This window comes from Aneurinibacillus aneurinilyticus ATCC 12856 (assembly GCF_000466385.1).
Lineage (GTDB): Bacteria > Bacillota > Bacilli > Aneurinibacillales > Aneurinibacillaceae > Aneurinibacillus > Aneurinibacillus aneurinilyticus.
Genome location: NZ_KE952672.1, coordinates 39989 through 52127 on the forward strand (window position 1 = coordinate 39989; position 12139 = coordinate 52127).

Annotated in this window: 12 protein-coding genes; 9 read left to right on the forward strand and 3 right to left on the reverse strand. The window is 46.3% G+C overall.

Going from position 1 to position 12139, the window contains the following annotated elements; genetic code table 11:
• Positions 1–8: 8 nt before the first annotated feature.
• The 6 genes from HMPREF0083_RS01880 (at position 9) to HMPREF0083_RS01905 (ending at position 6613) form a co-directional block, all read left to right on the forward strand.
• Positions 9–1190, forward strand: coding sequence for a rhomboid family intramembrane serine protease (locus HMPREF0083_RS01880; protein WP_021619252.1), 1182 nt, complete (start codon positions 9–11; stop codon positions 1188–1190).
• 69 nt (positions 1191–1259) lie between these two features.
• Positions 1260–2567 (forward strand): NAD(P)-binding protein, encoded by a 1308-nt coding sequence (locus tag HMPREF0083_RS01885; protein WP_021619253.1) that lies wholly within the window; start codon positions 1260–1262, stop codon positions 2565–2567.
• Positions 2567–2863, forward strand: coding sequence for a ferredoxin family protein (locus HMPREF0083_RS01890; protein ID WP_021619254.1), 297 nt, complete (start codon positions 2567–2569; stop codon positions 2861–2863). The genes HMPREF0083_RS01885 and HMPREF0083_RS01890 overlap by 1 nt, the downstream gene beginning before the upstream one ends.
• Positions 2864–3009: 146 nt before the next feature.
• Entirely contained in the window at positions 3010–4539 is a 1530-nt protein-coding gene (locus tag HMPREF0083_RS01895) for a fumarate hydratase (protein WP_021619255.1), read from the forward strand.
• Positions 4540–4647: 108 nt separating this feature from the next.
• A complete protein-coding gene (locus HMPREF0083_RS01900) occupies positions 4648–5880 on the forward strand; it encodes a sensor histidine kinase (RefSeq protein WP_040301153.1) in 1233 nt (410 codons plus the stop codon).
• Positions 5807–6613: a carbon-nitrogen family hydrolase gene (locus tag HMPREF0083_RS01905; protein ID WP_040301155.1), complete on the forward strand. Its 807-nt coding sequence runs from the start codon at positions 5807–5809 to the stop codon at positions 6611–6613. The genes HMPREF0083_RS01900 and HMPREF0083_RS01905 overlap by 74 nt, the downstream gene beginning before the upstream one ends.
• A 74-nt stretch (positions 6614–6687) precedes the next feature.
• Here HMPREF0083_RS01905 and HMPREF0083_RS01910 read toward each other — a convergent pair whose 3' ends face one another.
• Positions 6688–6888, reverse strand: coding sequence for a hypothetical protein (locus tag HMPREF0083_RS01910; protein WP_040301156.1), 201 nt, complete (start codon positions 6886–6888; stop codon positions 6688–6690).
• 117 nt (positions 6889–7005) lie between these two features.
• On the opposite strand from HMPREF0083_RS01910, the gene HMPREF0083_RS01915 reads away from it, so the two are divergent.
• From HMPREF0083_RS01915 to HMPREF0083_RS01925, 3 genes are read left to right on the forward strand one after another with little or no spacing between them, the layout of a single operon-like run.
• Positions 7006–7914 (forward strand): EamA family transporter, encoded by a 909-nt coding sequence (locus tag HMPREF0083_RS01915; protein WP_021619259.1) that lies wholly within the window; start codon positions 7006–7008, stop codon positions 7912–7914.
• 59 nt (positions 7915–7973) lie between these two features.
• On the forward strand, positions 7974–9044 hold the full coding sequence (locus HMPREF0083_RS01920) for a M42 family metallopeptidase (RefSeq protein ID WP_040301158.1): 1071 nt from the start codon (positions 7974–7976) through the stop codon (positions 9042–9044).
• Between the two features lie 17 nt (positions 9045–9061).
• A complete protein-coding gene (locus HMPREF0083_RS01925; RefSeq protein ID WP_021619261.1) occupies positions 9062–9577 on the forward strand; it encodes a hypothetical protein in 516 nt (171 codons plus the stop codon).
• Between the two features lie 310 nt (positions 9578–9887).
• On the opposite strand, the gene HMPREF0083_RS01930 is transcribed toward HMPREF0083_RS01925, so the two are convergent.
• The gene (locus tag HMPREF0083_RS01930) at positions 9888–11480 is read right to left on the reverse strand and encodes a long-chain-fatty-acid--CoA ligase (protein WP_021619263.1); all 1593 of its coding nucleotides are present in this window, start codon (positions 11478–11480) and stop codon (positions 9888–9890) included.
• 156 nt (positions 11481–11636) lie between these two features.
• Entirely contained in the window at positions 11637–12134 is a 498-nt protein-coding gene (locus HMPREF0083_RS01935) for a hypothetical protein (protein ID WP_021619264.1), read from the reverse strand.
• Positions 12135–12139: the final 5 nt, after the last annotated feature.

The following is a 12139-nucleotide window of genomic DNA, read 5'->3' on the forward strand; positions in this document are numbered from 1 at the left end:
AGAATCGTTTGGATATTACGTTAGCACAGCAGTATATATGGAGAGTGGCATATCGCCTCGTGACAGAACAAGAATACACAGTAGTAGGTTCCGGAGGAGAGAACATCGAGCTTCTAAGCCGGAAGGGGAAGGAGCTGCGTTATGTCCAGCTTCGGCTGGCGGACTTTCTATGGGGCGCTACGATGGGGTATGACTTGCGTGAAGGTGCCGGACGCATGGATGATATTCGCAGACAGCTCCGTGCCAGAGCGATTCAAGGGCAGATCGTGTATGTATGCTATAAACCGGTGACAGAAGGCATGCGCGATGCCCTACAGCAAGAAGAAGGTATACATGAACAGCAAGTTTCACTTGATCTGGCAGGATATGATTTTACACAGAGACAATGGATTATACGAGATCGCAGAGAAAAGGAACCGGAGATTGTGTCGCCGCAATTATTAGACGATACGCCGTATGGGGACGAAGAGCCGCCTGCTTCTTATTGGATGCGTAGCATTGAACAGGCGGAGATGGAACGGGAAAGTGAAGTGCGTTCAACATTTTTTTACGGAAAACCGCGTTTTACTTATGCATTTCTTGCCATTATTATTGCTGTATTCATTCTGATGGAATTGAGCGGCGGTAGTCAGGATCCCCGTGTGCTGCTATTGTTCGGGGCCAAATTCAATCCGCTCATTCTTGCAGGAGAATGGTGGCGTTTTGTGACACCGATGTTTTTACATATCGGCTTTATGCATATTCTTTTCAACGGTGTTGCGCTGTACTCATTAGGTACCCTAACCGAGCAGATTTACGGTTCAGCGCGATTTTTTGTTATCTATATGATATCCGGAATTAGCGGTGTGGTTGGCAGTTTTGCATTTTCCGATAATATTTCCGCTGGTGCGTCTGGTGCAATTTTTGGCCTGTTTGGAGCGCTGCTATATTTTGGTACACAGAATAAGAATTTGTTTTTCCAGACCTTGGGTACCAACATTTTGGTTGTATTAGGTATTAACCTTGTCATCGGATTTCTCTCCCCCGGTATCATTGATAACTATGCCCATCTCGGAGGGTTGGTGGGGGGATTTCTTGCTTCAGCGCTTATGGGAATGCCCAGGCATGGATCACGCACAGGCATAAGAATAGGTGCAATTATTCTTCTTGTTCTTCTACTCTGGTGGGGCTTGCGAACGGGAGGATTGTAGGTAGGGAATAATTTCTTCCGGAAAAGCAAACGGATAAAGGGAAGACCGTTTTCCGGAAGGAGGAGTTTCATGCAGGATACGTATGATGCAATTGTAGTCGGCGCGGGTCCATCCGGATCTGTGGCCGCCTATATGATGGCGCGTGGCGGGCTTAAAGTTCTGCTGCTTGAAAGAGGTCCGCATCCAGGTAGCAAAAATATGTTTGGCGGCACGATTTATGCGTTACCGACGGCTGATATTTTTCCGGAATTTTGGAAGGATGCACCGTGGGAGCGCTTTGTAACAACTGAATACTTGTATTTTTTGGATGATGACTCTGCGTTTCAAATAGGCTTTACTAACATGGTATATGGCAAGCCGCCTTACAATAAGGTCGTGGTTCATCGTGGAGTTTTCGATAGGTGGGTAGCACAGAAAGCGGTGAACGAAGGAGCAGTTCTGCAGACGAATGCCCTTGTGACAAATCTTATATATGAAAAATCTTTGTTTGGCAGAGACAAAGTGCAGGGTGTGCAACTGGATAACGGCTGTATTTATTATGCGGACGCTGTCATTCTATGTGAAGGCATTAATTCATTTTTGACGAAACAGGCAGGACTGCGTACAGATATTCCGGCGGAAACGGTCAAGCTGTATGCCAAGCAGGTGTTTCGTCTACCGCGTTCTATTTTGGAGGATCGGTTCCATTTAGAGGGGGATGAGGGAGCCATATATGCATTTACCGGGTACCCGACCGCTGGTGTTATTGGCAAAGCAGGTATTTGGACTGGAAAAGAAACCCTTGCGCTTATCACAGGCGGTTTTTTGGATCAGTTGGCGGAAAAGCGTATGAGCCCATATGAGTTGCTTGAGCGAACAAAACGTCACCCGTTAATCCGACGCTTATTGAAAGATGCGGAGCCGATTGAATATGCTGCACATATGATACCGAAAGGCGGCTTCAAAATGATCCCCCAGTTGTATGATCATCATCTTCTGATCGCGGGGGATGCCGCTACAATGGTCAGCGGACGCCGTGGTACTGACCTGGCTATGCTGTCAGGGAAGATGGCAGGTGAGACCATTCTTCAGGCACACGCCAAAGGAGACTTCAGTCAGAAAATTCTAAGCAACTATGGCTGGAAAATTAACCAAAGCTTCTTCATGACCGATATCCGGAAAAAAAGAGGAACAGATAAGTACGTCGCAAAATATCAGGACAGCGACTATCTCATCAGTCGGGCGATGAACGAATTCGGCTCGGAGTTTTTTCATGTAGGCATGGGTACGGAACAAGACAAGATGAAGAAGATTCAGCAGGAGCTTAAACAAATTCAATTACCGCTTAAATCATTCGAAGATGTATGGCAGGCGCTAAGACACTGGGAGGTGCTGTGATGGAGGAGTTTGGTGTGACGAGGACCGACATGGCGCCAATGGATCAGGTGCAGCGCATACCGGTTACAGAAGTTTTCATCGATATTTATGATCCGACCATTTGCTTAAATCGCTGCGTTAATAAGCCTTGCACATATTTCTGTCCGACACAGGTATATCAATGGCAGGATAATCAGGTGGTTATCAATCAGGATCGGTGCGTGGAATGCGGAGCTTCGGTAATGGGGTGCCCATACGGCAATATTGACTGGAAATATCCTCCGGGCGGCACTGGAGTTGTGATAAAACATGGATAAGCCTTCCCCCTTCATGAAATGTCCGATATAATAAAAAATTGAGAGTAATTTCTCATAATGCCCCATGATTTTGACCGGAAGCCTGGTTATAAAGCAATTCGATAGAAACCATGGGGACAGGAGATTGGGAAAAGGGGTAGGAGACCATGAATCAATTTAAAGACAGCGTATACCAGCTGATCGTTGAAACATCCACCAACCTGCCGCCGGATGTGCGCCGTGCGGTTGCAAGCGCAAGAAAGAAGGAGAACGCAGGTACGCGTGCCGCGCTTTCGCTTACAACGATTGCGCAAAATATTGAAATGGCGGAAACAAATGTGTCCCCCATCTGTCAGGATACCGGTATGCCGACATTTGAAGTGCATACACCGGTGGGGGCTAACCAGATCGAGATGAAAAAAGCCATCTGTGAAGCGATTGATCTGGCAACGAAGAACGGTAAGCTTCGTTCGAACTCTGTTGATTCGCTGACAGGGGAAAATAGCGGTAATAACCTCGGGCCTGGCACTCCGGTCATTCATTTCGAGCAGTGGGAAAAAGACGAAATTGAAGTAAAGCTTATCCTCAAAGGTGGCGGCTGTGAGAACAAAAATATTCAGTACAGTCTTCCAATGGAAATCGAAGGTTTGGGCAAAGCGGGCCGTGATCTCGATGGTATTCGTAAATGTATCCTACATAGCGTATACCAGGCACAGGGACAGGGCTGTAGCGCCGGATTCATCGGTGTAGGTATCGGTGGCGATCGTACAACCGGTTATGCGCTTGCTAAAGAACAATTGTTCCGTAAAGTTGACGATGTGAACCCAAATCCGCAGTTGGCGGAATTGGAAAGCTATATTATGGAGAAGGCGAACGAACTTGGTATCGGAACGATGGGCTTCGGCGGCGAGACGACGCTTCTCGGCTGTAAAATCGGTGCGATAAACCGCCTTCCGGCCAGCTTCTTCGTATCGGTCGCCTATAACTGCTGGGCGTTCCGCCGTCAAGGTGTGACGATTCATCCGGCCACCGGCGAAATTACAGGCTGGCTTTATAAGGATGGAACGGCTGATCTGCATGAAGGTGTACAGCAGCCAGAGCAGACGGAAGAGCGTCGTGAAGTGGTGCTGCAATATCCGATTACAGAAGAGCAAGTACGCAGCTTGAAGGTGGGCGATGTCGTAATCATCAATGGCTTGATGCATACGGGCCGTGATGCGTTCCACAAATATATGATGGATAATGACTGTCCGGTTGATTTGAATGGTGGCATTATTTATCATTGTGGACCGGTTATGCTTAAGGATGATAGCGGCGAATGGCATCTGAAAGCGGCAGGGCCGACAACAAGTATTCGGGAAGAGCCGTATCAAGCAGATATTATGAAGAAATTCGGCATTCGCGTTGTTATCGGAAAAGGCGGAATGGGACCGAAAACATTGAAAGGCCTGCAGGAGCATGGCGGCGTTTACTTAAACGCCATCGGCGGTGCTGCTCAGTATTACGCAGATTGTGTGAAGAAAGTTGAAGGTGTGGATTTCCTTGAATTCGGTATTCCAGAAGCGATGTGGCACTTGCAAGTAGAAGGCTTTGCTGCGATCGTAACGATGGATTCACACGGAAATAGTTTACATGCCGACGTAGATAAAAGCTCGCTGGAGAAATTGGCGAAATTTGCCGAACCGGTGTTTAATTAATACGAGTTTTGTCGAACTGAAGAAGTCAGCAGATTCCCTGCTGGCTTTTTTTGTATGGCAGAGTATAATGATTGAGAAAAGACTGTTGCCAAAAGGAGTGAAGTGCTGGTGCAGCCTCCCGTTTCCTATGAGGTTCTCCGTAGATATGCACGCACGATTACAGACCGGCATTTTATCGAGCTTGTGACGCATACCGAACTGGCGAGCAATATCCAAGTCGAGAAGCTGAACAATAGAAGATGGCGGTTTAAATTTTCTGTGCGCACCTTCTACTTGCTTTATTTAATTTTTTACAGAAGGAAGGTAGGACGGGCACGTAAAAAATCGTTGCATGATGCTTACAGGATTGGCTATAAGATTGGAGCCAACAACGTTGGCTTCCAGACCACGCTTCTTTTTGCCAATTTATATCGAAGGACTTTTATGGATGGTGTACGAAGACTGTTTCGCGAAAAAGGGTATGGAGACTACGAACGGGCTGAGAGCGTCGTGGATGAATTTGTTGATCAGTACTTGCTTGGTTATTTGGCTAAGAAAGAAAATACCATTGAACGCCTGCATGAACAAAGGATGGCTATTATGGGGCAGATGGCGGCCAGCATGGCACATGAAGTGCGTAATCCACTTTCGGCCATTGCTGGATTTCTAACGCTCATCCAGCAGGATGAACAGATGGATAGACAAAAGCGCGAGGAATATATGCGTATCATTTTACATGAAACAAAAGAAACAAACAGAATTATCACTCAATTCCTTCAATTCTCGCGCAAGGGACAGGCGGAAGATTCATCTCTTACTGCAGTATCGCTCGTGTCTTTACTTACAGAAGTACATGAATTCGTAAGGGCGAAAACCATTCAGGAAAATATCAAATTTTACCTGTGTCTGCCTAGAGAGGATTTCATGATTCGGATACATCGGGAATCAATTAAGCAAGTGCTTGTCAATGTAGTTCATAATGCGTTTGAAGCTGTGCACAATCAAGAAAATCGTCGTGTGGACATATATGCGTATAGGAAGAATACAGAACAAGCACGCATCGAAATTGTGGATAATGGGCCCGGTATGTCCCTTGAAGTTCTGGATCGTGCATTTGAGCCATTCTATTCAACAAAAGATACGGGAACAGGCATTGGGCTTGCATTGAGTAAAGAGCTGGTTAAGAAAAGCGGGGGAGACATCCGTATTCTTACCGGACAATATGGTACAACCATTGTGATTACGCTGCCGGTGACACAGCGGGAGCGGGGCAAAGCAAAGGAAGGGAATGAAAATAGTGAGTACATATACGATTGCAATGATACAGATGGACATTGTATTCGGGAATCCGGAGGAAAATAGAAGGCGTGTTCGTGAATGGTTTGAAAAAATAAAAGAGCTGACGCCAAAGCCAAATATTGTGCTGCTGCCAGAGTTGTGGGATACTGGCTATGATTTGAAAAGGCTGGGTGAAATTGCCGATCCGGACGGTACCTACGCGAAGGAAATGCTTGCTGAATTAGCGCAGCAATACGGGGTCTACCTTATTGGAGGCTCCATTGCAGAACAGAAGGCGGAAGGTACATATAACACCTCGTTCGTATTTACACCTGATGGACAATTGGTGCATGAATACCGCAAAGCCCACTTGTTTCGTTTGATGGAAGAGGAGAAATATCTACAGGCAGGACAAGAGCTTCCTGATTTTCGGATAGGAGATATGCCGGCGTTTCTGCAAATCTGTTATGATATTCGTTTTCCGGAAGGAATTCGCACAGGTGCGCTAACTGGAGCGGAAGTGCTGTTTGTCGTGGCAGAATGGCCTAATCCGCGCCTTGTACATTGGCGGCAGTTGCTTATTGCACGTGCAATTGAAAACCAGATGTATGTTGTGGCCTGTAACCGGGTAGGAAGCGACATAAACAATACATTTTTTGGTCACTCGCTCATCATTGATCCGTGGGGCGAAGTTATCGCTGAAGGCGGTGAAGAAGAAGGGATTGTTACAGGTACAATAAGCAGGGAGTTAGTAGCCGATGTACGCAACAGGATTCCGATTTTTTCAGATCGAAGGCCCCATTTGTATACGCTATAGATAGGCAGGACAAGAGGAAACGCGGGAGAAACTCCCGCGTTTTTTTACATATCGTGTACGATCCTAGCGTTTGACTAGAAGAAGTCATCCTCGTTGTGGCGATTATCACGCACGGTGTCGATAGCGCCAAGCACGATATGTGCAAGGCCAAACCCTGCCAGTCCCCAGGCGTATGGATTATCAACCCTGTTATCGGTGTGCCGGCGGTTCAACATGCTAACACCGGTCAATGTAACGGCTGTTCCGAGCGCAATTGGAATAATACCCTTTCTCATCAGTCCAACACCTCCTCTTAACAGCATGCCCGGACAGTTTATCCGATATGTTTGGCATTGTTTTCTTAATAATTGTAGTAGAATAAAAGAGAAGATTGTGGGAAAGGAAGTTGGTGGATGGTTTACTGGCGTTCTGTTCTGTTTGTTTTTTTAGGTGCATGTAGTTATGGCATGTTATCGACATTTGTAAAGCTTGCGTATAAGGCAGGCTTCTCGCCTGGAGAAGTGAGCGGCAGTCAGATGTTTTTAGCAATGGTTTGCATGTGGGGAGTTGCACTCTTGTTTTCGCGGCAAAGAATTGGGACAAAGCAGTGTATTGCGCTGATGGGAGTTGGTGTTGCGAGTGGACTGACCGGCATTCTTTATTATCAATCATTGCAGTATGTACCGGCTTCGATAGCAATCGTTCTTCTGTTTCAGTTTACATGGATCGGTGTAATTATTGCAGCAATTATGGAACGTAAGAAACCAGGCATAGAGAAGATAGTGGCTCTTGTATTGTTGATGGTCGGTACACTGCTTTCCGGAAACGTATTTACTGGTGAATTCGGGCAATTTAATCTCATTGGGATTGTATTCGGATTGCTGTCGGCGATTACGTATGCGCTGTTTGTTATTTTTAGCGGCAGGGCAGCATCTGGTGAGCTTTCACCCTATACGCGCGCGGCCGTTACTTTAACGGGGGCAATGCTAGTTACATTTATCATCTATCCTCCCTCGTTTCTTATAAACGGTGCGCTAATGTCAGATTTGTTACTGTATGCGTTGCCGCTGGCACTATTTGGTGGCATTATTCCTGTTCTCTTTTTTACACTAGGCGTATCGCATATTGGGGGCGGGCTGGCTACGATTCTAAGTGCTGCCGAGCTGCCGACTGCGGTGCTGCTGTCCAGAATCGTATTGCATGAGAATGTAACCATGCTGCAGTGGCTCGGTGTTTTAATTATTCTAGGCGGGATTGCTTTTCCTGAGTTTGTGCGTAAACGGCGGGCAAATCGTATGCAAACGGATATAATATCAATGTAACTGAGCAGTCTTCTATTATATAGCTTGATATGACTAAAAAATTGAAGAGGATGGGATGTATGGATAAGCAGATGACTTTGTTCCGGCGGTTAACGGAGGCCTGCGGTGCCCCAGGTTTTGAAGAGGATATACGTGGGATTATGCGTGAATACATAAGTAAAACGACAGAAGAAATCATATATGACAACCTTGGAGGTATTTTTGGTGTATTGCGCGGGAATGAGAGCGGTCCGAAAATCATGGTAGCCGGTCATATGGATGAGGTCGCATTCATGGTGACGCGGATTACGGATAAAGGTTTTATTCAATTTCAACCGTTAGGCGGCTGGTGGAGTCAAGTATTGCTGGCACAGCGGGTACAGATTGTGACTGCGGATGGGATAGTGATGGGAATTATTAGTTCGATTCCGCCGCATGTATTGCCTCAGGGTCGAAGAAACAAACCAATGGAGATAAAAGATATGTTCATTGATGTGGGGGCGGATAACAAGGAAGATGCGGAGCGTATGGGAATTCGCCAGGGCCAGCCTATCCTCCCAGTTTGTCCGCTTACGGTAATGGGCAATCCGAAAAAGCTCATGGCGAAAGCATGGGATAATCGATACGGCTGCGCACTTGCTATTGAGATGATGCAAGAAATGAAAGAAGAGGAGCATCCAAATATAATTTATGGCGGTGCTACGGTGCAGGAAGAGGTAGGTCTGCGTGGTGCGGGTGTTGCTGCAAATATGATTGAGCCGGACCTATTTTTTGCATTGGATGCAAGCCCGGCAGGGGATATTCCAGGCGTTCAGGACGGCGTGGGAAAACTTGGAGACGGTCTTCTGATGCGGATTATGGATCGGACAATGGTCACCCTGCCAGGCCTGCGCGACTTCATGATTGACACGGCAGAAGAATTAGGGATTCGTTATCAGTTCTTCGTATCGCCTGGCGGTACGGATGCAGGCAGAGTACATTTGACAGGCAAAGGAGTACCGTCCGCTGTCATTGGCATTCCGGCGCGCTACATCCATAGCCACGCTGCCATTATTCATCATGATGATTATGAAGCGGCAAAGCAATTATTGCTGGCGCTGCTTAAGCGAATCGATACCGATACGCTCGGGCGCATCAAGGAACGACAGTAACAGTAAGGAGGCCTGCTGTGCAGTACTTGTATTTACACAGAGTTACACAGCCTGAGAAGCAAGCGGTGCAGTATATATACCAATTCGATGACCATAATCTTTCACCGAGCAACCTGGTAATCCGCAAGCTATTTTACTGCATGCTGGATACGCTACAAGCTGAGCTGACAGGGGTGGAAATAGAATATAATGATGCGGCAATGGTAAAGTTGGTGGGGATGGAACAGGCAGTAGCTTTTCTCACGGTAATGGGTGCTCGTGAAGCTGAGCAGCATGAGTACTGGCAAGAAGGGGTACTGCTCAGCCGGACGTTTACGACAGAATTGACACCTGTACGTCTTGAGTACTTCTACTCTCTCAAGGATCTGGATATTGCATATCGCCTGCGTTTTGTGAGAAACGGAGAAGAACGCATTCAGATATACTTTGCGGAAACGCTTCGTTGTTTGCTTCCTGAGGCAAAAGAAGAGGCTTTTTTGGCGCATTTAACGAAGCAGCGTGTACCTCATAAAGTTTTGGGGGAGAACCGTTAAAATTTTGTCGATTTTTGCTTAAAAACAACCATTTTTCCTAAATTTTCTATTGTTTATTGCCGAATTTTATATTATTCTTTTTATGACAACTTATTCAATTGGTTGAGAGTTGTTGTTTTAGCTCCGCTTTGGCGGGGCCTTTTTTTTCGACAAAAATTTTTGCCGGTCCAGCCTTGGCGCCACAAAACGGCCGTGTCCCTTCCTTGTGAGAAAAAGATGAGGGAACACGTCGACGCGTGTCCCCTCTTTCCTCCATCTTATGGATAATCAACAGGTGTGTATAAATATTGATTGTATAGCATGTAGAGAGTTAGTTAACTAGCCGGTCGGCCTTTTTCCAGAATGGCTCACGCAGAACGACCTTTTGGATTTTACCGGAAGCGGTCTTTGGAAGCTCTGTAACGAACTGTACCGACTTCGGGCATTTGAAGTGTGCCATACGTTCCCGGCAGAAAGAAATAATCTGCTCCTCGGTTACGTTTGCATCCTCATGTAGAACACAAACCGCGTGCGGCACTTCGCCCCACTTTTCGTGCGGTACGGCAATGATGGCTGCTTCCAGGATATCCGGGTGCTCGTACAGTGTACCTTCAACCTCGATTGAGGAAATGTTTTCGCCGCCGCTGATGATAATGTCTTTCTTACGGTCGACAATATCAATATAGCCATTCTCATCGATCGTAGCCATATCTCCGGTATGATACCATCCATTAATGATGGAACGGGCCGTTTCTTCTGGCTGCAGCCAGTAGCCGTCCATCACAGAATTGGAACGGCAGATGACTTCACCTACTTCCTGACCATCAGGTTTAACATCTTCTCCGTCTTCGTTTATTACGCGAGCCTCCACATTAATCATGCTAATGCCAGCTTTCGCTTTCAGCCTATGGATACGCTCTTCGTCACCCTCATCGCGAATGGCTTTCTTAATATGGCCGACGGTGATGAACGGGGCAACTTCTGTCATTCCGTATACTTGTAAAAAAGTCCAGCCAAGTTCCTGTTCAACCGCTTTAACAAACGATGGCGGCGGAGCAGAACCGGCAATGACTACACGAACATTTTGCCGAATGTTCGTCGTTTTGGCCGCAGGTTCATTCAAGATCATATTCAGTACAGTTGGTGCCATACAGGCGACCGTTATACCTTCCGTTTCAACCAAATGTACAATGTGTGCTGCATCAATTTTACGCAGCATAACGTGTGTAGCACCCATTCCTGTAAAAGAGAACGGTGTACCCCATCCGTTCACATGAAACATTGGCAACGTATGAAGAAGAATATCCTCATCTTCGGCACGCGTATGGATAATCGTATTGATTGCGTTCATATACAGGCTACGATGTGTTTGAACCACACCTTTGGGCCGCCCGGTCGTACCGCTCGTATATAGGATGGTTGCCATATCCCTCTCATCTACATCTTCATATACCGGGGCAGGCGAAGCGCTTTCAAGCATAGCATCATAAATAAGCCAACCGTTCCGGTTATCGAAGCCTTCCACCTGCAAGGAGACATAGTGCTTTACATTTGTAAGATTGGTCTTTACAGGTTCGATGAGCTGAGCAAGTTCGGCATCCACCAGAAACATCTTAGCGCCCGAATGATTAATAATGTATTCATAATCGGCGGGCATGAGTCTGGTATTTAGCGGTACAATAACCGCACCCAGTAGAAAAGCAGCATAGAAAGCTTCGTACATTTCCAGACGATTCGGAGATAGTACGGCGATGCGATCGCCTTTTACAATTCCGTTTGAGCGAAAGGCGTTCGCAAGGCGGTTTACACGTGTTTCGATTTCTGCGTACGTAAGGCGGCGTTCACCATCTATGACCGCTGTTTTTTGTGGATAATGATAAACCGCCCGTTTTAAGAAATCCTGAAGCAATAAAGGTACATACATCGTTTCTCTCCTCCTAAAAGTAAACAGATATTTACAAGTTCGTACAGATTCAAAATAACATAAAAATTCCAAAAAGAAAGATATTATTTTTGTCTTTTTAAAGAAAAAAGAAACCCGAACGGCATGTTATATGCTGTTCGGGTTTGCTATAGTAAGTTAGACAACTGTAAATCCGATAATTCCTTGAATCGGTTGGCCGATGTTCCGCCCGTCTCCGAAGTAAAGATGCACAGGTCCATTCTCACGAATTGGCTTGCCGTCGATGGCAAAGCAGAGGACCGCTTTATAAGCTTCTTGAAGCGGGAGGGAGAGCTCTTCTCCGTTCTCCAAGCGACAAACGAGTGTGGATGCATTTTCTGCAGGTTCTGCATTTTTCAGGAAAGGCTCCAGATACATTCCGTAATCACCAACGATTTTCTTTTTCTCTACGAACAGTTTTTCACTTTGCTTGGTTGGGGCAACCCCGTGTGTTAGTTCCCGATCCCATTGCTGTCCTATTTTCATGAGCGACTCGTCGCGTTCTGCTTCTTTTTCCTCGCCGATGCTCGCAAAAAAGTCTTCAAGCTTGAATTTGCGATCATCAAAAATCCATACGCTCGGATCAAGCGTAATACTAAATTTAACATTTCCATTAACTGTAATTATATCTGCCATATTCT